The organism is Arthrobacter sp. ZGTC412 (genome assembly GCF_002929215.1).
Classification (GTDB): Bacteria; Actinomycetota; Actinomycetes; order Actinomycetales; family Micrococcaceae; genus Arthrobacter.
This window is the reverse complement of record NZ_PJII01000018.1, coordinates 68,782-93,032: the sequence shown is the minus strand read 5'-3', so window position 1 is coordinate 93,032 and position 24,251 is coordinate 68,782. Positions and strand designations below refer to the sequence as shown.

23 protein-coding genes and 3 pseudogenes are annotated in these 24,251 nt (G+C 61.5%); 6 read left to right on the top strand and 20 right to left on the bottom strand.

All coding sequences use genetic code 11. The annotated features are described in order from the left end of the window. On the top strand, nt 1–384 hold a 384-nt coding region (locus tag CXQ88_RS17515), incomplete at its 5' end, for an aspartate-semialdehyde dehydrogenase (protein ID WP_146069241.1). A gap of 393 nt (nt 385–777) precedes the next feature. Here CXQ88_RS17515 and CXQ88_RS22640 read toward each other — a convergent pair. From CXQ88_RS22640 to CXQ88_RS17490, 7 genes and pseudogenes are all read right to left on the bottom strand, one after another. Next, entirely contained in the window at nt 778–1,737 is a 960-nt protein-coding gene (locus CXQ88_RS22640) for a DUF4129 domain-containing transglutaminase family protein (protein ID WP_306737090.1), read from the bottom strand. Between the two features lie 38 nt (nt 1,738–1,775). Beyond that, on the bottom strand, nt 1,776–2,444 hold the full coding sequence (locus CXQ88_RS22635) for a DUF3488 domain-containing protein (RefSeq protein ID WP_306737088.1): 669 nt from the start codon (nt 2,442–2,444) through the stop codon (nt 1,776–1,778). A gap of 2 nt (nt 2,445–2,446) precedes the next feature. Next, nucleotides 2,447–3,058: pseudogene (locus tag CXQ88_RS22630) on the bottom strand (DUF3488 domain-containing protein); the annotation flags it as partial. A 466-nt stretch (nt 3,059–3,524) separates the two neighbouring features. Beyond that, entirely contained in the window at nt 3,525–3,935 is a 411-nt protein-coding gene (locus tag CXQ88_RS17505; protein WP_104045408.1) for a hypothetical protein, read from the bottom strand. A 249-nt stretch (nt 3,936–4,184) separates the two neighbouring features. Further along, nucleotides 4,185–5,192, bottom strand: a complete 1,008-nt coding sequence (locus CXQ88_RS17500; protein WP_104045407.1) for an RICIN domain-containing protein — start codon at nt 5,190–5,192, stop codon at nt 4,185–4,187. Between the two features lie 292 nt (nt 5,193–5,484). Further along, nucleotides 5,485–6,288, bottom strand: coding sequence for a LamG domain-containing protein (locus CXQ88_RS17495; RefSeq protein ID WP_258061972.1), 804 nt, complete (start codon nt 6,286–6,288; stop codon nt 5,485–5,487). Nucleotides 6,289–7,685: 1,397 nt separating this feature from the next. Continuing rightward, a complete protein-coding gene (locus tag CXQ88_RS17490) occupies nt 7,686–8,282 on the bottom strand; it encodes an MFS transporter (RefSeq protein WP_258061971.1) in 597 nt (198 codons plus the stop codon). Nucleotides 8,283–8,369: 87 nt separating this feature from the next. Between CXQ88_RS17490 and CXQ88_RS17485 the strand changes: the two are divergent. Both CXQ88_RS17485 and CXQ88_RS21945 read left to right on the top strand, forming a co-directional pair. Then, nucleotides 8,370–8,662 (top strand): annotated as a pseudogene (locus tag CXQ88_RS17485) (acyl-CoA desaturase); the annotation flags it as partial. A gap of 263 nt (nt 8,663–8,925) precedes the next feature. Next, on the top strand, nt 8,926–9,393 hold the full coding sequence (locus tag CXQ88_RS21945; RefSeq protein ID WP_181037585.1) for a DUF4189 domain-containing protein: 468 nt from the start codon (nt 8,926–8,928) through the stop codon (nt 9,391–9,393). A gap of 812 nt (nt 9,394–10,205) precedes the next feature. Here the strand turns inward: CXQ88_RS21945 and CXQ88_RS17470 are convergent. From CXQ88_RS17470 to CXQ88_RS17440, 6 genes are all read right to left on the bottom strand, one after another. Next, on the bottom strand, nt 10,206–11,084 hold the full coding sequence (locus tag CXQ88_RS17470; RefSeq protein WP_104045404.1) for a lytic transglycosylase: 879 nt from the start codon (nt 11,082–11,084) through the stop codon (nt 10,206–10,208). Between the two features lie 1,057 nt (nt 11,085–12,141). Further along, nucleotides 12,142–12,264: a hypothetical protein gene (locus CXQ88_RS22435; RefSeq protein WP_258061969.1), complete on the bottom strand. Its 123-nt coding sequence runs from the start codon at nt 12,262–12,264 to the stop codon at nt 12,142–12,144. A 568-nt stretch (nt 12,265–12,832) separates the two neighbouring features. Further along, nucleotides 12,833–13,918: an AAA family ATPase gene (locus CXQ88_RS17455; RefSeq protein ID WP_104045402.1), complete on the bottom strand. Its 1,086-nt coding sequence runs from the start codon at nt 13,916–13,918 to the stop codon at nt 12,833–12,835. A gap of 133 nt (nt 13,919–14,051) precedes the next feature. Then, complete coding sequence (locus CXQ88_RS17450; RefSeq protein WP_258061968.1) at nt 14,052–14,819, bottom strand: site-specific integrase; 768 nt, start codon at nt 14,817–14,819, stop codon at nt 14,052–14,054. 648 nt (nt 14,820–15,467) lie between these two features. After that, entirely contained in the window at nt 15,468–16,034 is a 567-nt protein-coding gene (locus tag CXQ88_RS17445) for a recombinase family protein (RefSeq protein ID WP_104045401.1), read from the bottom strand. Nucleotides 16,035–16,898: 864 nt separating this feature from the next. Beyond that, the gene (locus CXQ88_RS17440; protein WP_104045400.1) at nt 16,899–17,180 is read right to left on the bottom strand and encodes a hypothetical protein; all 282 of its coding nucleotides are present in this window, start codon (nt 17,178–17,180) and stop codon (nt 16,899–16,901) included. Between the two features lie 401 nt (nt 17,181–17,581). Here CXQ88_RS17440 and CXQ88_RS17435 point away from each other — a divergent pair, with 401 nt between their 5' ends. From CXQ88_RS17435 to CXQ88_RS22175, 3 genes and pseudogenes are all read left to right on the top strand, one after another. Then, nucleotides 17,582–17,914 carry a PadR family transcriptional regulator gene (locus tag CXQ88_RS17435; RefSeq protein ID WP_104045399.1) on the top strand — a complete coding sequence of 111 codons (333 nt, stop codon included), beginning with the start codon at nt 17,582–17,584 and terminating at the stop codon, nt 17,912–17,914. Nucleotides 17,915–17,922: 8 nt separating this feature from the next. Further along, nucleotides 17,923–18,327, top strand: coding sequence for a hypothetical protein (locus CXQ88_RS17430; protein ID WP_104045398.1), 405 nt, complete (start codon nt 17,923–17,925; stop codon nt 18,325–18,327). A gap of 350 nt (nt 18,328–18,677) precedes the next feature. Then, nucleotides 18,678–18,824: pseudogene (locus CXQ88_RS22175) on the top strand (IS3 family transposase); the annotation flags it as partial. 140 nt (nt 18,825–18,964) lie between these two features. On the opposite strand, the gene CXQ88_RS17425 reads toward CXQ88_RS22175, so the two are convergent. The 7 genes from CXQ88_RS17425 to CXQ88_RS17400 form a co-directional block, all read right to left on the bottom strand. Continuing rightward, nucleotides 18,965–19,639, bottom strand: a complete 675-nt coding sequence (locus tag CXQ88_RS17425) for a response regulator (protein WP_104045397.1) — start codon at nt 19,637–19,639, stop codon at nt 18,965–18,967. Then, nucleotides 19,636–20,574, bottom strand: a complete 939-nt coding sequence (locus tag CXQ88_RS17420) for a sensor histidine kinase (RefSeq protein ID WP_219816349.1) — start codon at nt 20,572–20,574, stop codon at nt 19,636–19,638. The genes CXQ88_RS17425 and CXQ88_RS17420 overlap by 4 nt, the downstream gene beginning before the upstream one ends. A 344-nt stretch (nt 20,575–20,918) precedes the next feature. Beyond that, nucleotides 20,919–21,761 carry an ABC transporter permease gene (locus tag CXQ88_RS17415; RefSeq protein ID WP_104045395.1) on the bottom strand — a complete coding sequence of 281 codons (843 nt, stop codon included), beginning with the start codon at nt 21,759–21,761 and terminating at the stop codon, nt 20,919–20,921. After that, on the bottom strand, nt 21,758–22,687 hold the full coding sequence (locus CXQ88_RS17410; protein WP_104045394.1) for an ABC transporter ATP-binding protein: 930 nt from the start codon (nt 22,685–22,687) through the stop codon (nt 21,758–21,760). The genes CXQ88_RS17415 and CXQ88_RS17410 overlap by 4 nt, the downstream gene beginning before the upstream one ends. A gap of 269 nt (nt 22,688–22,956) precedes the next feature. Then, entirely contained in the window at nt 22,957–23,121 is a 165-nt protein-coding gene (locus CXQ88_RS21940) for a hypothetical protein (protein WP_181037583.1), read from the bottom strand. After that, nucleotides 23,118–23,330, bottom strand: coding sequence for a helix-turn-helix domain-containing protein (locus CXQ88_RS17405; RefSeq protein WP_258061967.1), 213 nt, complete (start codon nt 23,328–23,330; stop codon nt 23,118–23,120). Before CXQ88_RS17405 ends, CXQ88_RS21940 begins: the two co-directional genes overlap by 4 nt. Nucleotides 23,331–23,362: 32 nt before the next feature. Further along, nucleotides 23,363–23,986 (bottom strand): GNAT family N-acetyltransferase, encoded by a 624-nt coding sequence (locus tag CXQ88_RS17400; protein WP_104045392.1) that lies wholly within the window; start codon nt 23,984–23,986, stop codon nt 23,363–23,365. Between the last annotated feature and the right edge of the window lie 265 nt (nt 23,987–24,251).

The following is a 24,251-nucleotide window of genomic DNA, read 5'->3' as shown; positions in this document are numbered from 1 at the left end:
GGGGTGGAGACCAACAAGATCCTCGGCACCTCCGACCAGGACCGGGTCATCATGGACGGCCTCTGCGTCCGCATCGGCGCCATGCGCTCCCACTCCCAGGCGCTGACCCTCAAACTCCGCGAAGACCTGTCCGTCGCCGAGATCGAGAAGCTGCTGGCCGAGGACAACCAATGGGCCAAGGTGGTCCCGAACACCAAGGAAGCCTCCATGGCAGAGCTGACCCCCGTAGCCGTCTCTGGCACCCTGGACATCCCCGTAGGCCGCATCCGCAAGATGGAAATGGGCCCGCAGTACATCAGCGCCTTCACCGTGGGCGACCAGCTCCTCTGGGGTGCAGCCGAGCCGCTGCGCCGCATGCTCAACATCGCCACCGGGAACCTGTAGCCCTTCCGCTTCAAAATCGTCAGCCGGATGGATGACGCCACCACCTGCACCCGGCCGTCCGGGGAAGACGGGCACGGTCTCTACGGACACCACTCGGCGGACGTAGACGTGTATTACCCTGCCGATAAGCCGGCGTGATCTACGTGCGGTCCGCTGGGACATGGCTCAACTGCGCGGTGTTGCCCGGGTAGCGGTCCTTCCATAGCATTCATTGGCGTCGCCTACCTGCTCACGGACCACTACACCGTGGCCAACATCTTCCTGCTGAACGCCATGGCGGGGCCCCAGGAAAGTGACCACCCAGTGGCACTTCTGGTTCATAGAATTGCTGGTGTACATCTTCCTGGCGGTGGCGCGGCACAAGATGTTCGCCTATGTGGGCCTGGCCGTCCCTTACCGTGAACGCATGTGGAGGGAGCGCGTGGCGCCCTTTGCAATTGCAGCGAGAAAGGGTGCTCCGGCCCTGCCAGGAGCCGTGAGGATCCGCGCCGCCCGGTTCATGACGGACGGCGGGAGCCATGTTGCGCGGAGCCGCTGCAAAAAGGTGGCGTTGGCCTGCAGCGCCACTTCGAGGGCAGCGAGGCGTGCTGCAGTGCCCCCGCCTGCCGCTCCCGTCCAGGGCAGCCCGGCGTTGTCGGCCTCCCGGCTGTCCGTCACGGGAGATGGCCTGCCGTATCGGTGCCGTTCGAAGTCGGTGGTGAGCACTCCCACTGCCTGGTACGCCGCTGTGTCCATCCCGCCCGGGTCTCTTAGATGTCCGCGGAGCCGGCTGGAATAGGCGCGCGGCGTTTCACTCGGGCCCTGGGGCACGCCGTAGTCCGTGCCCAGGTCCAGCAATTCGCTCCACGCCAGGGGAATGGCATGGCCGGGATCCCGGGGCCGGAGTCGGCGACTGCGGAGGGCAGCGCGGAGTAGGTGCGGCGAAGCGGCCAGGAGTGCCGCGCCCAGGACCCCGCCAACTCCGAGCAGCGTCAGCAGGAGTTGGACGTCCTCGTCTGTGCTGCCGGTTGTATCTGGTCCCGGAAGCGGCGCCGCGTTGGGCGCAGGGCCCGGCGCCGGTGTGGACTCGGGGACAAGGTCGCCATTGTTTTCGAGTGCGCCCGGGGCAGCCTGCGCGGAGGACTCGGTAGCGTAGTCGGGGACCACGCCCCGAGAGGGAGTGGGTTCGAAAGGTACCCAGCCCAGACCTTGGAAATACAGTTCGGGCCAGGCATGGGCGTCGCGGGCGTCTACCTCGTATTCGGGAAGCGGGCCCTGCCCCGCCACGGTCACCGTTGCACCGGTCAATCTGCCTGGAGCATAGCCTACGGCGATACGGCTGGGGATGCCTTCGAGCCGTGCCATGACCGCCATGGCGGACGCGTAGTGAATGCAGTAACCGCTCTTCTGCTTCAGGAAGTCGGCCAGGACGGACAGGCCGTTGCCGTCGTAGCCGCCCTGGACTGCAGGGAGTAGGTGAACTGCGCCGACCGAAGGTACTGCTGGATGGCCAGGGCCTTTCCATATGGTGTGGCGCGGGAACCCGCCACGTCAGCGGCGGTGGACCTGACAATTTCCGGTACGTTTCCGGGGATCCTGGTGAAGTCGTCAGGAACGTCCCGCACCGTGGCTGAGGACTGTGCCAGCACTTCCGGCGACAATTTCGGCACCGAGGACGTGACGACGTACTTCTGCCGCCAAGAGGTGGCGTCGGTCCCCTGGATACTCAAAGTGGTTGGGTCCCACGTCCACCGCCCATTGAGCCCGCGGGCCGATTCGGGGGCGTACGGGGCGGGCAGGTAGAGGCTGCTGAAGATTCCGGTATCGATGGCAGTGACCTGCTGCAACTGGTCATTCGCCGGTAGGGCATAGCCGGGGTCAATCTGCCCCACCAGGGGGAGCCGGGAGGCGTCCCGGTCGTCCGGTCCCCAGGATTCGCCGTCGAAATTGTCCACCGTGACAGTCCGCAGGTACAACGGGGCGGCCGCATCCGTGGCGTAGGTGATCCGGCGCTTCTGACCCGCGTCCGCAGGCTGTCTCCGAGGGTGATCATCGGGTTGAGACCTGTTGAGGTGCCCCATGGGTTAAGCCGGGAGCCTTGCGGAAAGGTGCCCCGGTCGAACCCGGGGATGGCCAGCGGTACCAGCAGTGTGGCCACCAGCGCGGCGGTGCCCGTCAGGACCGCCCGCTGCATGTGTCCGGAGCTGGGCACGGAATCGGCCCCGGACTGTGTGTCCTGGGCGACCCACTGGCCACAGGCGTGAATCATCAGGTATCCGGCAACAGCAGCCGTGAAACCCCACGATCCGGCGCTTTGCGGCTTGATCATGGCCGGTATCACCAGGATGGCCAACAGCCCCACGCCGGTGGCGGCGGGCATGCGAAGGGGCATTGCGAGTGCGTCCACCAGGATGACTGCAATGCCCAATACGGCGCAGATCACCATGACGATACCCACGTTGGGTGCCACGGGTGCTGTTTCGGCCAGGACCGTTTCGCTGGCGCGGCGGATCAGCTGGTTCAGTTCGGGTAAGGTGGCGCCGCTCGGGATGAACCCCAGGATGGCCGACCCGCGGAAGAACGTCAGTGTCAGGATGGCGCCCAGGGACAGGAAGCCGCCGGCCGTGACCAGCAGGGGCTGGACGCGCAAGGCACGCAGTGCCGCTAGGGTAAAACTGACTTCCAGCACGGTCATAAGCACAGGCCAGTACCAGCCCCAGCCGCGCAACACGCCGTTCAGGGAGAGGGCAGCGCCGCCGACGCCGGCCGCCGTTGCAGCCGCCATCGCCCAGGGAAACGCGCCGACGCGGGACCTGGCTGCGGACGCATCCGTGGCTGGAGAAGCGGGCGGCCCGGTTCGCCCAGTCCGGCCCGGGGCCAAGGTCATTGCCCCACCCCCGCCGCACGGGCCCCTTGAAGATGGTCACGCGGTTGCTGAGCGGGATCGGCCCTCACCCTTGAACTGGCACTGTTTTGGGGCATTGAACAGTTACGAATGGCAGCACGTTCTCCATAACTAACCCACAGGGTAATCCACAGGTCAGTCCACCAAATGGAACCGGATCTGGTGGGTGGGACCCAGACCAAACGCCGATAATTGCGATTTTGTAAAGCTGGGGGGAGTAGTCCCTGCGGGTGACGCACCATTCGGGGAGGCTTGGCTAGTCTTCCATTACTGCGCGCGCGGCTGCTGCGTCGTGGAGGTCCGGCAGGTGCTTTTCCTGCTCCTCGATCTTCCGTCGGTAAAAGTCATGGGCAGCTTGTTTACTGATCCCCAGCGCTTCCCCAATCTGGGCCCACGTCGCGCCGGCCTCACGCGCGGATTTGATGACGTACCAGCGCCTGGCCGTGAGCAGCTCGACGGCCTTCGCGTTCGCGCGCAACGCCTCAAGCGCTGCGACTTCGCGTACCCCTGCAAGGAACTGTGCTGCGGCCGCCCGCGCCTGGTCACTGCCGGTGGCAGAGACTTCGCGCCAGGTCTCGCCGCTGTTGAAGTCTTCCCACACTTTGAGCAACTCGTGCACATCACCGCCGCTGAGCGCCTGCTGAACCGATGCCGCATCACCATCCATGACGTCAAGCTAGCTTGACGCCTCTGCTAGGTCAAGGAAAGTCTCGACTCACCCCAACCAAGGGCAGCAATCTGCGAAGTTGTGGGCCTGCTCAAACTCGCAAACCGACGATGAGCCATTCTCTCGTCTATCGACGCCTCAGGTTGAACGCCGATAGAGGGACCTTTTGTCAAGCTATAGGCCGCCGCGCCTGCCCTAATTGTCCAAGGACCTTTGGACAATTAGGGGCACGGGGGACGGAGCCGTAGCTCAACTCGGGCGGATGATCCAACGCTGTGTCGTGTTGTTTTGAACAGGCCGGGTGACGAGCCGAAAATCCAGGTTCGATGCTTCATGGGCATCGACGAAACGTCGGTTGCTGAGCTGCCGGAGCGTGTAGACATCATTGCCCAAGGGGATAGTTACCCAGCGTTGCGTGTCGTTGCTCTGCCATGGGCGGGTCACGAGGCCGAAGTCTTGATTCGCTGACTCGTGCGCGTCGACGTAACGTCCATTGCTGGCCTGCCGGATGGTGTGGACACGTCCAATGGACTTCAGAATCCAAAATTGGGTGGTGTTGTTTTGCGCAGGGCGGGTGACGAGCCGGTAGTCGTCAGTTGCTGTTTCATGGGCATCGACGTAGCGGCCGCTACTGAGCTGTCGAAGCGTGTACCTGTTGTTTCCCAGGTGCAGGATCGTCCAACGCTGGGTGTTGTCGTTCTGCCATGGGCGGGTCACGAGGCGGAAGTCTTGATTCGCTGATTCGTGGGCGTCAACGTAGCGGCCGTTACTGAGCTGTTGAAGCGTGTACCTGTTATTTCCCAGGTGGATTGCAACCCAACGCTGCGTGTCGTTGTTCTGCCACGTACGCGTCACAAGGCGGAAGTCTTGATTCGCCGTTTCGTGGGCGTCGACGTAGCGGCCGTTGCTGGCCTGTTGGATGGTGAAAATGTGTCCGACAGGGTCCAAGAGCCAGCGCTGGGTGTTGTTGTTCTGCCAGGGGCGGGTCACGAGGCCGAAGTCTTGATTCGCCGTTTCGTGGGCGTCGACGTAACGGCCGGTACTGAGCTGCCGGATCGTATACCGCCCCTTCAGGGCAGCAATGAGGCCAACGTCGTTGCCTGCCAGGGAGCTTGCATGACTTGCTGACGTGGGGATCGCCGTTGCGGCCAGAAGTCCTGCTCCGGCCATAAGTGTTTGTCTCCGGGTCATGTTCTGGAGTCCTGGCAAAAGCGCCTTGTCGGCACTGTCGTTGCTGTACATGGGGTCTTTGAACATTGCAGTTTCTGCTCCTTGGTATATCTCCGTCGAATGCAAAAGGCACGACAAAGGTACGGGTGACACTCGTTTGTGGATACGAGAAAATGACCTGTGGCACCTCACGGCAGCGAATCTTCTAATAAGAATCGGCCGATGCCCACGCGAATCGATGGATCAAATCAGATACGACACAGTTGTTCATGTATGAAAATGGCGGTCGCTTTGCAGGACACTAACGTCCAGCGCTTGCTACTGTATGGTTCTCGTGATGATCAGGACTACCTCCTCCTGCGACATGATCTGCCAGGTATCAGCGCGCGTCTGTGACGCCTAGACCGAATGGTCTTAGAAGATTAGTGCCGCTATCCAGCGTCATTGCGCGGTAATGGCTTGCAATACGGTGGGCGGGCAGCTCCTTGTCATATATTGCAACTTTTCCTATTCCGCCCTTGAAAAAGGACCTGAAGTCGCGTGTTCCGACTCTGAAGGGCGCGTTACCGCGCTGTGGGATAATGGCCGTCCCTTCGAATATCAGACTGTCCTGGTCCATCTGCTTACCGTCACGATAGATTTTGGTATACCCGCGGGGATAGTCGATACTCCGTGCCTTTGAATTTATGACAAGCACATAATGTATCCATTTCGCGGCACGGATGTCGCTCTGAAAATGTGAACCAGCACCTTTCCCCCCAGAGGCGTTGAACAGATAGCCAGAGATCCGATTGGCCCGGTAGGGTCTTTCCGTATTGTCGGCCGAATACATCCTCGCCACGTACTCATGCTTATTCGGCTCACCCTTTCCCATCCAGTGCACATATCCGGACCCCTCGGTATCTGGGAAGGTAAGGGTGTCCGGCCGCATCCAAGCTTCAATCGTAAGAATGCCGCGCGTCGCTGGACTGAGCTTGGCGGAATCAGGGACCTGCATATATTGACTGGTGCCATTGAACTTGGCCGCGCTGGCTCCGTTGGGAAGCCTGGTGACCGGGGGTTTGCCGATGTAGCGGCCGTTATGTCCGTGTCCGGTGAGATCCCGTTCGGAACCAGAACCGGGGCTCCCAATGTTCCAGAATGCGGAAGGGCTATCTTGAAGCACCGTGTCGTTATAGGACACTCTGGCTCCCAATGCAGGCGATACCCTGAGTCGCGGCTCCTCCGCAAAAGCTGACGGACTTCCTAAAAGGCTAAAAATGAGTAAGGACAGTAACGCGGTCTTACGAGACCCCTGCGAGCACGCCATTGCTCGCTCCTGCGGTTGTAACATCGCTACTCCAGCTGCTAATTGGTAGGTTACTCAAACTCGCAGCCGAGGCCACTGCGATCATAAGTGATATTTGCGGTCCGTCCTTGACGGAAAGCATCGAGGGTTCCTAGTCGTTGGTTTTTTTGCTTGGATAATAGGATGTGCGTGAGTATTGATCGGTGCGAATGCTATTTAGGCAATGCAAGGCCGCTCCTCGGGCAACAAATCAATATTTTCAAGCTTTTAATCGCAGAAGTAGAACGCGTATTCCTCCATGCTCAAGCGCGGCCTTGATGATCATTAGGAGGCGCAAGGACAAGGGGGACCATTCCCCGGCCCATATCCACAGGGATTGTTCTTCAAAGCGGCAGACACTCCGCATGTGCGTAAGATCCGACGATCGGTTTCCGGAGCTTCGCTTTTCTTCCGAGCGTTCCGCATTTGCCGCGGGCTTAGGAAGCGACATCGTACCCGCATATTCAAGGGTTCCGTAGGGTCATATTGCACCTAGGAGCAGTAAAAATCAAGGCCTGCTTTTTGATTGATAACTCTCATTTTACGCTCGTGCCACAGGGCTCAGGATATGTTGATCTTTGTGCACCAACAGTGTTTTGTTCGCCCAGCAGGCGGCAATCCGGGCTTTCGCAGATGAAACTGCTTAGGGCGATCTGCTGGCTCCGCAATCACGGCCGTTTGCGACGCACGGCGGTGCGGCAGGACTAAGGCCGCGTTGCTGGCTCGGGTGCGTGTCGTTCAGTGATTTGCGTGCTGGTGCAAGCGGCTTGGCGGCAACCGGAGGGGGATATCCTGGTATCGACGCAAACGCGCTTTCAGTCCGCCGCCAGCCGACAGAACCCTCACCGGGAGGTAGCGGCGTGCCTATTTCAAGCCCCTCCCCCGGCGATTTTAGAACGCCGATAATGGATATTCCGTCAACCCGTCGAGGCTCGGACAAGCTGCGCTGGCTGACTCTGTTCCGTCCACAGTTGGGGTCAATTCGGGTTATCCACGGCTGGATGTTGGGAGCCCCTGGATTAGCTCCCGGAGCAGCAGTAGCGGTGGATCCCATGAAAATTGTCCCTGGGTGGGGGCGGCGGCGTAACCCAGCCTCTCAGTGGACTCGGATTGAAGTCCCTTATTTCTGGGGCCCAACAAGGCCCCCTATCTCAGGTTGGGGTGTACCCCGGCTAATTGCTGACCACGTCAGCCGGCTAACCAAGCTCCCCGATCAGTACAACTAGCTGGAAGGCTCTACTCCGGCAGGCGTTTTAGGAGGGCACGTGGAATGGCCTGCATTCCTTCCAGCGCAAACAGGCGGTTGTTCTTTTCCCGTGCGAGGTAGCTGGCAAAATAGCGCATTGCGTACTTGGCTGAGAGATTCGCCGGGTCACCCACGGCGCCCCCGCGGATAGCTGTCGCAATGCTGTCTCGGACTGCGGGTTGGTCCAAAACAGCGGGGAAGCGCTTTTGAAACCCATGGCGGCAATAGCCAGGAACACCAGGGCCATGACGGGCGAGGCGATGGCTGCCGCGAAGGTGCCGACTGCGGCGACCAGGAGTGCAATCACCAGCAGCGGCCGCTTGGACTTGGCTTTGTCCTGCCATTTGGCGGCGAAGTACATGGCGAACACGGCGCAGATCCAGGGGATGGAGGACAGGAAGCCGACCGTGAGGTCGGTGGTGCCGGGGATCTGTTTGATGATGCTGGGGAGCCAGAAGGTGTTGGCGTAGATGGACAGCTGCACGGAGAAGTAAATGCCGCACAGCAGCAGGATCTGCGGGTTCGGGAGCATCTTCCAGCGGTTGATCTTTCCGCCGTGGGCCGTGGTGTGCTGCGCGTCCTCATCGGCGATGGCCCGGGACACGCCTCCTTTTCAGAAGCGTTGAGCCACTTGGCGTCCTTGATTTTGGCGTCCAGCAGGAAGAACACGGTGATGCCCAGAGCCTGGCCAAAAATCCTCGAAAACCCGGAAATCGGGCACAACGTCCTACATGGCCAGTGGGACTGGATGCGGGACCCGGACATCCACTCCACCACCCGGGAGTAGGACTTCGTCACCCCCTCCCGCGCCTGGCAGCACACCCACAACGACTCCCACCACCGCTGGACCAACGTGGTGGGCAAAGACAACGACATCGGATTCAACCTGCTGCGAATGGACCCTGAGCAGGAATGGACGCCATTCAACCTGAGCAAACCGCTCTATAACGCACTTCTGGCCCGGTCTTCGAATGGGACATCGCCTTCATTCAGAAAGTGATTGTGGCCGAACCAGTTCGGTCGTATTATTTTGCTTGATCGGCGCATTTCCGCACCGGTCCCAGCAGGCCCGACGAGCGGGCCCCACAATTACGAAGTCGGTTGAGAGAGCTTTCTCGATCACCGGACGAACCGGGCATCTGCGCCTGCTTCCGTTGGCTTTATGCCCCGGCCCGCCTTCACCCATTCAGAGCTTTGTGAAGATCCCCGTCGCCAATCCAGGCGCGTCGGGATCTAGGAGTCCCATCGTGAAAACAAGAACCGGGCGTCATCATCCGCTGGCTGTCGCCGCCTTCCTGCTGGCAGCACTCTTCAGCACCACCGGCCTGACAGCCGCGGCCTCCCCCGCCGCGGAACCCGCCGCCGTCATCCAGACAGAGGCGAGTGTGGCTGCGGCCCGCTACGTCTCCATGGCCATCTACCTGCCCACCTTCGCATGGCACGCAACCTGGGCGTCGACAGCGTCTGAGGCGCAAACCAAGGCGCTGGATCAGTGCAACATCAAACACTCAAAAGGCACCTATAACTGTTCATCGGCCGGTTACGCCGTGAACGCCTACCTCGCCGTCGCGGTTTCCACGCACAACGGTCCCTGGGGGACCTACAGAGCCGCCACAGCGACCGATGCGGGAAAGGGAGCCCTCGCCTGGTGCAGGTACTACGGCGGTAAGGACGCCTGCCACGTCATCTTTAACCGGCACTCCAGCGAAAAGTAGGCCAACAAGCCATCTGAAGGCAAGCAAGAGGCATCACCGCTGGCACGCCGCAGCGCCACGATCAGGGAATGAAATTGTCGGCCGGTAGCGGTCGAAGAGTGTCATGGCAAAAGCACCGAGACCCCGAACACCTCGAACCTAAAAAGGCGCCAGCGGGCGGGTTCCCCGACGTGCGGACTATTCCTGTATGAGCTGCCGAACGGCCACGTCCGCCAGCTTACTTTGCGGCCGGCGTTTGCAAAGCGTGACAAGACACCGACGGAGTTGCCACTGCGTATGCAGCCGTCGGGCAAGATAACGCAGCAGAGCACCTCTTCAATCACGTGCTCGAGCGGCCTTCCCAGCTCGGCGAACACAAGTCGGAGGCCGTGACACTGTTCCATTGGGCGGAGGCGCGCCTGCGCTGGGACGACACCGACGGCGCCTGGGAAGACCAGCGGCTCCGGCGCCGCTCTTCCCGGAGTCCGTGGCCGCGCCCCGCGCCCCGCCCCGCGACCCTTTGCGCCTCGGCGTAACCGCCCTTGCAGGTCCCGGCAACGGATCAAAGCTCGTGATCGACGTCACCCACCGGTGGTGACGCCAGAGGTGGCGACCGACAAAACCGGGAAATATAGCCGGGTGAAGCGAAGCCCCGCTCCCAGGGGAGGCGGGGCACCGCCTTGCCCCCACCGTCCGGCAATGTCATTCGGGAAGCGGCACTCCGCGAACACCCCGCCGGGCGTCGGTGATTTTTGTGATGATCACGTGGGTCCCAGCGCTGTGCGGCGACCCCTGGCCGGCGCCGGCGGGTCTCCGGGTCTTCGGTTATCTGATTAGCGGAATCTCCTCTCGTGGCTTAGCACCGAGGCGACGTAGGCGCGGGTGTCCCGGAACATGCCACGGGTCATGACGGAGCGCTGTCCTTGGTAATAGGAAGCGATCGCGATCCGCAGGTTCGGGCTGGTCCATATCAATGCCCGGATGATGGCGACCCCGGCGGTGATGTTGTCCTGGGCGTTGCGCAGGTTGAGCGGGCGCCCGACGAGCTGGGACGCCCAGACACCCGAGCTCGGCATGACCTGCATGGTGCCGATCGCGCCAGCCCAGGAGGTGACGTTCTGCCGGAAGCTGGACTCCTGTAGGGCGATGGCCAAGGCCAAGGACGGGCTGACACCCATCCGGCGGGCCGTGTTTGCAACCATGGACTTCAGCTGCCCAACACTCGGGTTCGTCGCCGGGGCCCATGCCTGACCTGACCCGCTGATGATGATCCGCTGACCAGGATAGATGATGGTGCGCATGTTCATCCGGTTGATGGCGAGGATTGTCCTGAGGCTGATCCCATACCGCGCCGCGATTCCGCTTAGGGTGTCTCCGCGCCGCACGATGTGAATTGCAGAGCGGGCCGCGGTGCCGATCCGGATCCTCTGGCCCGGGTAGATGATCGTGCGCATGTTCATCCGGTTGATGGCGAGGATGGTCCTCAAGCTGATGCCGTGGCGGGCGGCGATTCCGCTGAGGGTGTCACCTCTTCTAACGACGTATACCCCGGATGCCGGGACCCTTACCGGGGCCTGGACTTGTGTCGGTACCGGGATTTGCGATGGGGTGGCTGTTTGCGCGGCTGGGCCGCTGAACAGGGTGGAAAGGATGGCTGCAGAGATTGCTCCTGCGGTCAGAGTGACGCTGGTGCGCCGTTTGGCGTTTCTCATGGTTTTTCTTCTCACAGGTGGTGGCTTCCGCCCGCCAGGTATTGGCTTTTGGGCGTGGTAAGGCCAGGCCGCATCACGCGTGCGCGGAGCCGGACTTTGACTTCGGTCCTCGAGACCGGACGCTCACCCGCAGAACAACTGCACCACCCGCATGCTGGCTCCTAATTGGGCGCAGCCCCCCGGTGCACATGCCGTCCGCATGGATGCGATCGGAGCCCCTCTTCCGGAAGGGCGCAGCCGGCACGGCTCACTCGGTATGATGCAGTTGTGGGCACACCAAAGAGCACGGAAAGTCCACTGCAAGGAGCGGTCAGACAGAAACGCCAGCGATGCTGCCAAATTGCCACCGGATGGGTCGGTAATCGCCATCAGCGGCGGGGTGAGGATAGAGGCCGGACCGATTGCGTTTCCATCCCGGCCTAAGCCCGATTTTATCACCACCTGCCGGATCTGCACCGGGCCGATCCCGGCTAATCGCTTAACCCTGGGCCCACGTTTTCCTTGTCCTGGGCACCCAGCGGCGACCACTCCGCGTGGACGGACCAGAATCACCTGTGGTTCCTGTCGTTGACCTTGACAATGTCGGGCGCCGCATACTGGATGTAGTCCCTTCCGAGTTAACCGGGGAAGGAGGTGCCTGGCGTGAAATCCCTGATGGGAATCGAAGCGAGTTCTTTCCGGCGGCAGCCGTACTCACCGGTGTTGTTCTCGTCTGGACAGCAGGGATGCTGGGCGGTCTGTCGCTGCTGAGTAGAAGCCAGCCAATTCTGGACACAGTGAGCTGGCTGTACGTTGTCTATGCCGCCGTGGTCCTTTCGCCTTTTAGCAGCGGAGTGGGCTGCCGGTGATCTAATCCGCCGTTTGCCGCGGCGCAGGGACGAGGGACCGGACAGAAAACAGGGCCACCACCCCGGATAGTCTGGGCATGCCGCCCCCGCCCCGAAAACGTGAGGGCCGCCGTGCCCGGCGTTAAGACGAACGCGCCGTCACCGGGTCAGCAACCTGACCGCTACCCAGTAAAGAAAAGACCCTTCGTGGGGCCGGCGTCTACAGGGTCTCAATACTCGACCCTGACCGTGGTGGGAGTGATCCGGAGCCTTCCCTCCGTCTCGGCGGTCTTTTCGATGGCTTGTTCCACCTGCTTTGCCAGGAGTGCCATCGCGGCTTCTTTCCCGGACATTTGCGGCCACTCCGTGTGCACAGGACGACATCGACGTCGATGAGATCGCGGATTTCCTCAAGCGAGTCGCTGAACGTGAATATGCGGTCCTCGTTGACGCGGGACGGAACCACGAGGGTTACGGATGTCCCCTGTACCAGAACGACCCCCAGGGGCCGAGCCCGAGCTGGAGGGCAGAAGCAAAGGACTGAAGTTCAACCGATGACATCTGGGCCTCCCGGCTGGAAGCATCCCGCTACGGTCGATTTGGCCGGCGGACTGGGCCGCGTGCCGGGGTAGAGATCCGTGATGCGCCCCAAGACCGCGCACTCGCGCAACGCTGAGATCCCTGCGCCTGCCGCCCGCTTGTCCTCAAAAGCACCGAATACTGCGAGAACCCTCCCGCCGCGGTTCCTAAGGCGGAACCTGAAGCACGACTGTGCGTCCAGGAATAAGTCGAACATGCTGCCATGGCGTACCCCTCCCAGTCTTGGGCGGCCACCGTTCGGCAATACCGCCCCAGGAAAGAGCTCCTTTTGCAGGCACTCCCCCGCCAATTCCGGAAGGCCGATAACCGTGATTCTGTCAATCACTCGCGGAGGTATTGGCGGAGTCCGGGGATTGCGAAGTCCACTTTGCCGTAGCCGGCGGACTCGATCAGACCTGCGGCGATAAGCCTGTTCCGGTACTTGGAAATGACGTTGGGCTTGGCTTTGAGGATGGCCCCGATCTGGCCGGCTGCTGAGGGTCCGTCCTGGGCGGCCATCGCGTTCAGGAACTCGCGGTCTCTGTCCGAGATGTCCGACAGGGCTGACTCGACGACCACCAAGGTGTTCCGTCGTTGGGCAGCAGCGATTCCACGCTGAACGCTGGTCTGGTCGAGTTTCCATCCTGCCTTGTCGGCCTCCAGCCAGAGGTAGTAGCCCACCAGTTGGATCAGGAAGGGATACCCTTCGGTGGCTTCGGCCGCCTCATTGATGAGGTCAGGGGAGATACTGATGCCTCCCTGGCTGAAGAGCTCACTGTACGACGCGGTGACTTCCGCGATGGCGGCTTCGTGGAGATTGATCCTGTCGGCCCGCCGCAGGAAGGTGGCTACGCCTTCATTGAGGAGGTCCGACACAGCTGACGGCAGGCCGGCGAAGATCAGGCCGATGGGCAGCCCGTCGCGGATGAAATGCTGAACGTCGGCGGCCAGCTGCGCGATCTCCGCCCTGTCCACGGCATGGATCTCGTCAATGGTGATAACGAGCCCTGTGCCCTTCGTGTCCAGCCGGCGCAGCAGTTCGTTCCCGGTCCGGCGCCAGTCCGGGGCCCGTTCCGGAGGGAGTTGGGTTGTCAGACCGAACCCGGCAGCTGAAAAAGCGGTGATCTTCCGGGACGGAGGCCCGTCCCCGAGTTCATCGAGAAGGCGGAGCATGTCATCACCGACCCCTGCGAGAAAGCCCGGCGTGGCTGTCCGGGAGATCACGGCCCAGCCGTGATTCCTGGCGATACCTTCGGCTTCGCTCAGCATGACCGTCTTGCCGATGCCCCGGGAGCCGGTGATGATGGTCAAGAGCCCGGGCGCTCCGGAACCCTGCTGCAGGCCGTACTCGAACTCGTCCAGCAGCCCGGCCCGGCCTACCAGTTCGGGAGGCGTTGCTCCGGCCGTCGGCTTGAAGGGGTTCTGCACGGCACCCTCCTCGGGTGAAAGTGGGTGAAACTGGTGAAAGTGGTGAAACTCCTGCCACGATAGGCCGATCCTTGGATCAGAGGCAAGACCGGTTCAGGGGAAGCGGTGTCTGGGCCACGATCGGGGAAGAGAACTATACGGGAGCACGCGCTCCACATCGGCGCGGTTTGGGCGGTCTCGGCTGGAAGCCTCTGATGGAGCGTTCGGTGGCGTCTGCGCCTTCTTGTAGCGCTTGTGGCATGAGGTGCCCGTATACCTGCTCAGTGGTGCGCACCGAAGCATGGCCCAGCCGGCGGGAAATTGCGAAGAGGGAGATTACTCCGTCTTGGAGGAGCCAGGAGACGTGAGTGTGCCGCAGGTCGTGGATGCGCGGCGTCTTAGTGAGGCCGCGGGCTCGAGCGGCATGGACTGCTGGTACCCAGTGATTTTGCCAGTACGCTTTGTGAGCGACTCGGCCGCCACTGGCCGTTGTGAACAGCAACTCGCTCCCCGGCCGGCTTGCTACTAAGGGGATGAGCAGGTCCACCAGGGCAGGGTTCAGCCCGAGGGTTCGTTTTCCTGCCCCGGTCTTGGTCGGCCCGATGTAGTAATCGGATTGCCCGCCCCGTTTCCACGCTTTGTTGATTCGTGCGGTCGGCGGTTTGGAGAGCAAATCGATATCGGCGACCTTGAGGGCGGTTGCTTCACCAAATCTGGCTCCTGTCATGACCAGGAATTGCGCCAACGTCTTGTACTGTCCCTGCATGCCATCAATGAGCAGGCCGAACTCGGCATGGGTGAGAAACATGGCATCGTTTTCAGCCCTTTCAACCGTGGGAAGGGGGACCCCGCGGCAGGGATTGCAGGAGACGTACTCAAGCAACTCGGCGGTCTTCATCGCAGCCGACAGCAGTCCGTGCATGTTGTGAATGCTCTTAGGCGCGACACCCTCGACGTTCAGGCCCGTGACCCAATGCATGATCTCGCGATACCCGAACTCGTCAACCGGGATATGGCCGATAGTGTTCCGAATGTGGAGTCGAGAATCCGTTGGTAGGTTCGGATGGTTCCGGGGGAGGGACGGACTAGCAAGTCGATATGTTCCTGGACTACATCCGCGACCGTAGGAACGCCCGGCTTCGACAGTTGAATGGCCGACGGGGAGGGCTCCGGCATCTGGCCGTTGTCGTTGAGGTACCGCACGAGGCTGCGGGCTTCCTGCTCCGACCCGACGGTCACGTGGCGCTGGCGACGGGTCCCAAGCTCCCGCCATCGAACCGAGAAAGCCGTGGTCCCATCCCACCGGACGCGAGTGACAATACTGGCCACAGGGACAGGCTACGCCCGCGTGAACTCGTAGTCAGCACAGACGTGGGCTGACTAGGGTGTGGCATGGCCACGAAAACGTCCCGATACAACCACTCGGAACACACGCGGCTACACCGCCACCAGCACAACACCGGGGCGGTAGAAACCAGGGTCTCGGGGATTGAAAGCATCAGGACCAGACATCGACAACCGGTTTTCCGTGGGCCGACCCGGACCCAAAGAAGCAAGTCGAGGGAAGATCTTAGGGCCGCCGGGCCTGACGTAGATACTGGTAGACCGTCTCCCTGCTGATCCCGTAATCGCGCGCAAGGACGACTTTTGGGATGCCGCTGCCGGCCCACTGGACCAGCTCGGCTGCCCGTTCCGGCGTGAGGGTCTTCTTCCGCCCCTTGTACGCGCCGCGCTGCTTGGCCAGGGCGATGCCTTCTCTCTGGCGTTCCATGATGAGGGAACGTTCAAATTCAGCAAAGGCTCCCATAACGGAGAGCATGAGGTTTGCCATGGGGGAGTCCTCACCGGTGAAGACCAAGCTCTCTTTGACGAACTCCACCCGCACGCCCTTCCGGGTGAGGCCCTGCACGAGGGCACGCAAGTCATCCAGGTTGCGGGCGAGCCGGTCCATGCTGTGAACCACGACGGTGTCCCCGTCGCGGGCGAACCGCAGCAGTTCCGTAAGTTGCGGTCGGGAGGTGTCCCTGCCGGATGCCTTGTCCGTAAAAACCCGGTCCAGGACCTGGCCTTCGAGCTGGCGTTTCTCGTTCTGGTCCAGCGTGCTGACACGCACGTACCCGACCCGCTGCCCGGCCACTGATTGCCTCCAACCCTCGTCCTGTCAGGTTGAGTTCTAGGCTCGTCTTAGAAAGAAGTCAAGACTAGCCGCGCAGGTTGTCAGGTTTGGGGTGTGGCCTACTTAGACGAAAATCCCGCCCTGCCCCCTGTCGGGAATCTCAACGGTCCCCGAAAGGCCGTGATCGAGGTGGAGGTAATCGCCGCCCGGCCGCCGCCGGCTGATAGTTCCGCCTGATGCCGCTGCGGAGATTCCGGCGCGGGCTCGTACTTGGGGATGCCTTGGTGGGCTCGCCTACGCCACCGGGGGGCGGCGGTTGGCGGCGAGGACTGCCAGGTCGTAGATGAGTTGTTGTTTTTCGCGTTCCCGGCCACGGGGAGGCGCGATGTCTGAGGTCGGCGCCCGTTTGGTGGAAGGAGCGGGAAGGGGCGGCGGGGGGTTTGATGCCGTTAGGGAAGGCGGTTCCCCAGCCGAAAACGGATCAGTAAAGTGCACTCGTTTCACCCAATTCCTCCACTGCCTTGTCGCTTGTTCGTAGATGCTAATCCGGCTGGGCCTTCCGATTAAGGATTTCCGGTTCAAATCCAGTGCCCTCTGGGAGAAAGGCGGAGGATCGTGTTCGGCTTCGACGGCTCAGCGGCCCCCCTGCCCCTCTTTTGAGAATTGGGTACCCCCTTCCTAGTGACAGCAAAAGTTGAAGAGGGATACCGTTCCCTTAGGCAGACACGAATTTCTGCGCGGAAGCGTGACGCAAAGCCGGGTCGGCGGCGTAGTGAACTAATCCAAGAGACAGTTCATACCCCCAGTCGCCGTCGGCCCCTCAAAGTCTTCCCCTGATAATGGGCGAACGCGCGGCATGCACGAGGGCGCCCAGAAGCTCTGGGTTTAGGCGAGGCTGGGCTGGCTGGACAGGATGTAATCCACTGCTGCAGGGCCCGTCATCGTGAGCCCAGGCCACACGTGATGGCCATCATCGTGGTAATTCCTGCTGTGGCCAAGTTCCTTGATGGCGGCCCAAAAGGCATGATCGGCGCCGGGCTGCATTCCATTGAGGGCGCACCAGCTCAGGTACACCCCGTACATTTCGTCGTCGCGAAGACCTGAGTCCTTGTCGGGATCCTTGATGATGCACTCTGACAAGAACCTGGGGTAATTCTCGACGCTCATTCGGTAGTCCTTCTGCTGGGTAAAGCTCGACGAACTGCGGGTGCAACGTGTGGCCACGCGGTATCAATGACAGTACTGATTCGAAGCCGACAACGCGACCGATGGGAGCCAAATTCGAGGACAACACTGAGCAGATTTCCGCGATGCGGTGCGGGGCAGCCTGTTCGAGTAAGGCCGGGTCCGGGGGCCCCGCGAAAGCAGGGCACCAAGCCTTTGCGTGGATAACTGCCTGCTCAAGCCGTCGCACGAACGGCCACGAGTGCTCTGCTGCCTCGGCCGTGGACCGAAGGTTGCACATCGAGTACCGCAGCGCCCGCGAAGGCTATCGGAGGCACCTCTTATCCCTCTCCTCCCACGCGCTGAGTGTTGCGCAACTACCTAGTTAGTGACACTATCTATCTGTGAGTGAGATCGACTTTGACCAGGAGCTGACCCGCGCAGCGCTCCCGCAGGCAGTGCTTGCGGTGCTCAGCCACGGTGAGAGTCATGGTTACGCCATCGCTGAAACTCTTCGGCAGCACGGTTTTACGCGAATCAAAGGTGGGACGCTGTACCCGCTCCTGAAGAGACTGGAGGACCAGGGTCTCGTGGAGCACACGTGGCAGCACGACCAGGCAGGTCCGGGCCGCAAGCAGTTCAGACTCACGGAGCAGGGCCGCCAGGAACTGGAGCGCTCAGCGAAAGCCTGGCGGGCGATGAGCCAGGCACTCACCGACATCAAGACGACCCGATAGGAACGACCATGAGCTACGAGCGAAGACTGACTTTCAACCTCCGGGTGCGTGGGCTGTCTGAGTCAGAAATAGCTGAAGCCCTCGATGAAGTCCGGGCCCACGGGGGAGCCACCGGGACTCCTGCGGAAGCCGAATTTGGCACCGCCGAGGAGTACTCGAAACAGTTCCCCAAGAAGAAGAGGCGGACACTGGGAAGGACCATCACAAGCGTCGGGGCAGCTTTGGCGGTTGCATATCTTCTCCTCGCGGTCCTTCTGATGCTTCTGTTTAGAATCGACGTTCGCGACTTCGTGGGGCCGATCACGCTCCAGCCGGCCGCCATGGTGATCCTGGCCAGTATTCTGGCAGGATTCCTGACCGACTACTTCCGTCCCGTGCAGCGCTCCAGCGCTGCACGCTCAGAAGTCCGCTAAATCAGGGGCCAAGCCCTCCCTGGGCCCGCCAATGTCATGGCAGAGCTGCTTCAGTCGGGTGTCGTTTTCAGCGTGTGCCGCACAAATGTCTGAACCCGCCGGCATGACCGTTCCCTGCCGAAGGCGCGGTCTTCCTCGCTTCCTCCGGTCCAGGGCAAGGCATCGCCTCGAACGCCATGCCATCACGCTGGGCCCGCAGGTGGCGCCCGTCATCCTCGACCACTTCCCTGCAGCCTTTGGCAAAGACATTTGCCACGTTGGGGTGTAATTCCGCCTGACGTGCTTCCAAAGGGGCGTGATGATTTGAAGGTGTCTTAGCGACGAAAGGTGCTTTTGAGCTGAGAATATAGCGGTGGTTCACCAGACAAGACCTCCGGCTGGCCATCACGCTCTGGCTCGAGAGAACCTACCACTGCCGGCGACGGCAAAGACTGCTGGGAAAACTGATGCCTATCGAATATGAAAAAATCAACCGGACCGCGCTTTTAGCGGCCTAAGACCAAAATCCGGGCCGTCCCCTTAGCTGTTTCCGGAGTAGATAATATTTCGTGGGTCGTGCTGAAGGGCCGGTGAGTCAGAAGCCGGAACGTCAGTTGAGCCCTACATGTTCTGGCGCATCGTTTTAGGGTCCTCGTGTTCAGGTGAGTTGCTGGCCGACTACACCGATTTCGTAGGCGCGGATGACCGCTTCGACTCGGTTGCGTAGGCCGAGTTTGGACAGTATTCGTCCGACGTTCGCTTTGATTGTTGACTCGCTGAGGTACAGCGTTGCTGCGATTTCGCTGTTCGTCTCGCCTTGCCCGATGAGGACGAAGATTTCCCGTTCGCGCGCAGTCAGCTCGGTGAGTGCGTCATCGGCGTCGACGGTCTGGCGTAAGAGGAGGTGCGGGGCTGCGACCTGGATGAGTTTCGCGGTGATGCGTGGTGACACGGCGGCGTCTCCAGAGTGGATAGCGCGTATTGCGGCCACGAGATCGTCAGGGCGGGTGTCCTTCAGGAGGAAGCCGGCCGCACCGGCCTCAAGCGCCCCAAAAGCGTACTCGTCAATGTCGTAGGTGGTGATGACAAGAACACGAGTGTCCGGATGGAGGCGAGTGATGCCTCTGGTGGCTTCGATGCCGCCTATTCCTGGCATGCGGATATCCATGAGTACAACGTCTGGCTGGAGTCGTCCGACAGCGCTGACTGCTTGCGCGCCGTCGGACGCTTCACCAACAATGACCATGCCGGGGTTGGCTTCTAGCATCAGTCTGAAGCCGTATCGGACAAGTTCCTGGTCATCGACGAGCAGCACCCGTATGTTATCGCTCACGGTAGCGGTTCCTCGCGTTCTAGTCGTACGAAGACGCGCCATCCGCCATCTTCGTGAGGCCCTGCCTCAACCATCCCAGCGTAGAGTGCCGCCCTTTCCCGTATCCCAAGGATGCCGCTGCCAGTAGGTGCGGTATGTGTGGGTGGGGACGCGGGTGGTCCCGTGTCCCGGACGAGGATGGTCACTGTTGCGGTCGTCCAGGTTACCGTGACCGTTACGTCGTGAACCTGGTGGGCGTGGCGGAGGACGTTCGTTAGTGATTCCTGCACGACCCGATAAACGGTGAGGCCAAGACCGGGATCGGTAGAGGGGTCGCCCGCAACAGTGAGTCGTACGGGTAAACCGGTTGATGCGAACCCGGTTACGAGGGAGGTGAGATTCAGTGCAGTCGGTTGAGGTGCGTGTTCCTGCGCGGAACCCTGATCGTCGCCCCGAACACCCCCGAGGAGTCGGCGCACTTCTACGAGGGTTCGGCGGCCGGTCTCGGCGACGCGCCCGATTGCTGCTTTCGCTTCGGCGGGGCGTTCGTCTGCGACAGCGTGTGCACCGTCGGAGACGGCAATGATGACTGAAAGGCTGTGCGCGATGACGTCGTGCATCTCGCGTGCAATGCGTTCGCGCTCGAGTGCTCTAGCGATTTCTCCTTGTTGATCCCGCTCACGCGCCAGTCTGTCTGCTCTGTCGAGGAGCTCACCAATATGGCGTCGTCGGTGTCCCGCGTTCGTGCCGAGCAGTGCCGCGATCAGCAGTGCGGCGGCGATGATCAGATAGGCGTTCGCCCAGTCCAGGAGTGGATCTCGGGCAAGGACTCGCGGCGCCAACCCCAAAATGGGGGGCAGGATAATCCCTCGAACAGACAGGACCACCGCACCTATCGCACCGCACACCATGGCGACACCGAAATAGGTCCAGGCAACCCTTCCTGTTCGGTGCACCCCCGCTCTGTATACCGCCATCACAGCGAGTAATGACTCAGCACCTGAACCGCTGGCCAGAGAGAATACTGACAGCACCATTGCGGCGGCGAAGGTTCGTCCGCGATTCGTATGACGGGTCATGAGGACCATGAGGCCGCTGATACCAAGTACGACCATCGACCATAAAGGTGTGATGTGGGGCGGCTCGGAAGACAGGGCCGCCATGCCGATGGCTAGACCCGCGTAGAACATCAGGATGAGGGTGTCCGAGATTCGGGCACGTCCAGGACGAGTCCGAAGCGGGTTGCCGCGATCGCGCGACGCCGCGGTCAGGGCGCCGCGCAATCGCTCGTGCGCGGAGATCAGACGTCCCTGCGACGTAGCTGGAGGAAGCCCATGAGAAGGAAAAGGCCGGCCCAGGTAGCGGCGACGAGCCAGCCGGCACTTGAGCTGACATAACCGTCGGCCAAATCCATGAAGATCCCTCCGTCATCAGGGGCACTGGACATCGCGTCGCCGGCCTTCGACATCGACAGGAGATGGAAGTTTCTGACCAGTGAGGATGCAGGAAGGACGGAGAGAACGATTGGCAGCAGCAAGATTATCGAAATGACGGTTGCTACGCCGGCAGCGACAGATCGCAGTAATGCGCCGATGCCTGAACCAAGGACGGCTGAGAGGCCGATATACACCGATCCCCCGATGAGCGCGGAGAGCACCCCAGGAGCAGTCAGGCCAACCTCAATCCCGAGGGCGGCGAGCAGGGGATACGTCACGGCCCATGAGCCGAACATTGCAACGAGAGCGGCGGCCGTCACGGTGAGGAACAGCACGACAGCTTTGGCAGCCAGGACAGTACCTCTACCGGAGACAGCGAGGAGCGTCGATTGGATTGTCCCGCTTGAGTATTCTCCGCTGATGATCAGAACCCCGAGAACCCCTGCCAAGAGCTGCCCGAACAACACGGTCCCGATCGTGACCTGGTCCAGCATGAATCCTACTGAGGGTCCGTCCGGCAATCCGGCGCCTTCCGCGGTGACACCCAGGATAAAACTGACCGCGAGCCCGAAAACGACAATCGCCAGCAAGAGGCTGACGGTCGAGCGAAGACTGCCGAGCTTGATGAACTCTGACAGGAGGACGTCGACGAACCTCGGGGGGTGCTCCGCGGGAGCGGCCGCGCGTGGAGTTTCGAGCGCGTTCATTTGTGTGCTCCTGACCCTGAGCTGTTCGATGATCGGTACTCGACCTCTCCTGCAGTGAGGGCAATGTAGGCGTCTTCCAGTGAACCCGATATTGAGGTGACCTCATAAAGGACGATCCCAGCCGCTGACGCGGCAATAGCGACCTGTTCAGCGCTCAGCCCGGTTATCTCGATAGCACCATCGGCAAGCATAGAGGACACGATGTCAGGTCCGGCGATTGTTGCCATCAGACGCTCAGGGTCCGGGGTGCGGACGCGAGTCACGGAGCGAGTTGCTTCGGAGATGACGCTGCTAATGGAATCATCCGCCAGGATTCTGCCCCGCCCGATCACGATGAGCCGATCGGCGGTCTGAGCCATCTCACTCATGAGGTGCGATGACAGCAACACTGTTCTGCCCTCGGCGGCCAGGTCCCGCATCAGCGTCCTCACCCACCGGACGCCCTCCGGATCCAAGCCGTTCACGGGTTCGTCGAGAATGATCGTCGCCGGATCGCCGAGCAGGGCAGTAGCTATCCCCAGCCGCTGGCTCATTCCGAGCGAAAACCCGCCAACACGCTTACCCGCGACCGACTCAAGTCCCGCCAAGCCGATCACCTCACGCACTCGAGAAGCTCCGATTCGGTGCGTTGCCGCGATCGCGAGCAAGTGCTTGTAGGCCGAGCGACCACCGTTGACCGCCTTCGCATCCAGCAGCACACCGACCTCCCGTAACGGTGCCCGGTGCTCGTGGTAAAGGCGCCCGTTCACGCTCACCCGCCCTGCAGTCGGCCGATCCAAGCCAACGATCATCCTCATCATCGTGGACTTCCCCGCGCCATTCGGTCCTAGAAAACCTGTTACCTGACCAGGTCTCACAGTGAAGTCGATCGCATCAACTGCAACCTTGCTCCCGTAACGCTTCACAAGTGCTTCTGCTTCAATCATGTTCTTGTCTTTCGCATACCAATCACGCTAGGCGTGTTCGGCAACGGACACATCGGACCTGAGTCCAGCCCTGGTCGCCCCACCCAGTACCTAAGTACTGCACGTCGGGAGCTTCTGCATCCGGTGGGCGTGGTCCCGCTACACCTTCGTTCCGTCAGACGCCCCGCGCGGACCTCTGACAGTGCGGTCACCGAACCATCGGTCGCGCTAAAGGATCCCTAGATGAGTCAGAAGGAGAGCGGTATTCCACCGTCCCACGGGCCTACCATTTACCGCCGGCGGCGGTCCAGGCGCACGGCCCGGATGCAGAGGATGGTCGCGCCGGCCACGAGCACCGCCCCGATGCCTTGCAGGCCCGGGGAGTCATCGGCGCCACCGAGCACGAAGACGGCCACGCCCAGCGCCACGACGAGGAGTGAGACCAACCACCTCAAGAGTCGTCCGTCCCGTTCCCGGCAGCGTCGTCGTCGACCCACTCGAGCAGGTCGCCAGCCTGACACCCCAGGACCCGGCACATCGCGTCCAAAGTGCTGAAACGGACCGCTTTGGCCCGGCCGTTCTTCGGCACCGCCACGTTGGCCGGGGTGATGCCGACGCGCTCGGCGAATTCCCCTACGCTCATCTTGCGCTTTGCCAGTTCCACGAGCCTATTGGGCGTAAAATGGGCTCGCTTGGCTAGAAGTCTTTGCGCATGACGACCCGCCGCTTGGTTGGATGACTGATTACTTGGAAGCCGGCCTGACTGAATGTCGCGACCGTACCGACGTGTAGCTCTTCGTCGAGGACCGCCGTCGTAGTGAGGGGATAACCCTCGACCGCTCGCGCGCCTCGCTCTTGTGCATACCGTGCGGCAGCACTTGCCAGCGCCCGGCTGATACCCCGTCGCCGGTACCCGATGCGAGTCACAAAACACGTGATAGCCCATACGCTGTCATCAGTTTTATCGTCCGCTCGATCCACCCAGGGGACACGGCTGTTGCGCAGTAACCCTTGGTACGCAGTACGGGGTTGCACCGCGCACCAGCCAACCGGATCATCGTCCAGGTAAGCGATGATGCCGGTAGTTTCACCTGTCACCGGGTCTTCGCAGTGCGTTTGTTGGCGCAGCCGCTGTGAACGCTCTTCATCGGGGAAAGAAGCGAAGCTCTCTCGAGGCTGTAACTTGTACCGTTGGCATTGACATCGGCGTGGCGAACTGGCGCTGAGCACCAGCTCGAGATCCTTCCATGGCGCTTGGTTGGCGGGGATAACCCGCAAAGATACAGGTGCGATGTCTGTCTTTGATCCAACCTTTTGCATGGCAGCCACCCCTTTGACAATATGTCAGTCGTACCAGAACCATAACTAGCGGAGGGTGCGGACTAGTCCAGTCCTCATATCAGGGCCTTCCGCACCACCTCAAAAAGGCGCCGTGAACTGATGCAGGGCACCTTCGGACATGCCGTGCATGGGACTTCGGGAAAGTCACAACCGTAGCCATTTCGGGAGTGTCCCGCCGGGATTATCCCGATTCCAGGAACTGGGACGTTCTAGTTGCCGCGGTGCTCGAACTCCATATCCGAGC

Bases quoted from the DNA above. Each gene is read 5' to 3' on its own strand.
- CXQ88_RS22640 (WP_306737090.1), bottom strand. From the start codon at position 1,737: ATGGCGGTCATGGCACGGCTCGAAGGCATCCCCAGCCGTATCGCCGTA.
- CXQ88_RS22635 (WP_306737088.1), bottom strand. From the start codon at position 2,444: ATGGGGCACCTCAACAGGTCTCAACCCGATGATCACCCTCGGAGACAG.
- CXQ88_RS17505 (WP_104045408.1), bottom strand. From the start codon at position 3,935: ATGGATGGTGATGCGGCATCGGTTCAGCAGGCGCTCAGCGGCGGTGAT.
- CXQ88_RS17500 (WP_104045407.1), bottom strand. From the start codon at position 5,192: ATGTTCAAAGACCCCATGTACAGCAACGACAGTGCCGACAAGGCGCTT.
- CXQ88_RS17470 (WP_104045404.1), bottom strand. From the start codon at position 11,084: ATGAGAAACGCCAAACGGCGCACCAGCGTCACTCTGACCGCAGGAGCA.
- CXQ88_RS22435 (WP_258061969.1), bottom strand. From the start codon at position 12,264: ATGTCCGGGAAAGAAGCCGCGATGGCACTCCTGGCAAAGCAGGTGGAA.
- CXQ88_RS17450 (WP_258061968.1), bottom strand. From the start codon at position 14,819: ATGCACGGACTGCTGTCGGCTGCGATGAAGACCGCCGAGTTGCTTGAG.
- CXQ88_RS17440 (WP_104045400.1), bottom strand. From the start codon at position 17,180: ATGAGCGTCGAGAATTACCCCAGGTTCTTGTCAGAGTGCATCATCAAG.
- CXQ88_RS17430 (WP_104045398.1), top strand. From the start codon at position 17,923: ATGAGCTACGAGCGAAGACTGACTTTCAACCTCCGGGTGCGTGGGCTG.
- CXQ88_RS17415 (WP_104045395.1), bottom strand. From the start codon at position 21,761: ATGAACGCGCTCGAAACTCCACGCGCGGCCGCTCCCGCGGAGCACCCC.
- CXQ88_RS17410 (WP_104045394.1), bottom strand. From the start codon at position 22,687: ATGATTGAAGCAGAAGCACTTGTGAAGCGTTACGGGAGCAAGGTTGCA.
- CXQ88_RS17400 (WP_104045392.1), bottom strand. From the start codon at position 23,986: ATGCAAAAGGTTGGATCAAAGACAGACATCGCACCTGTATCTTTGCGG.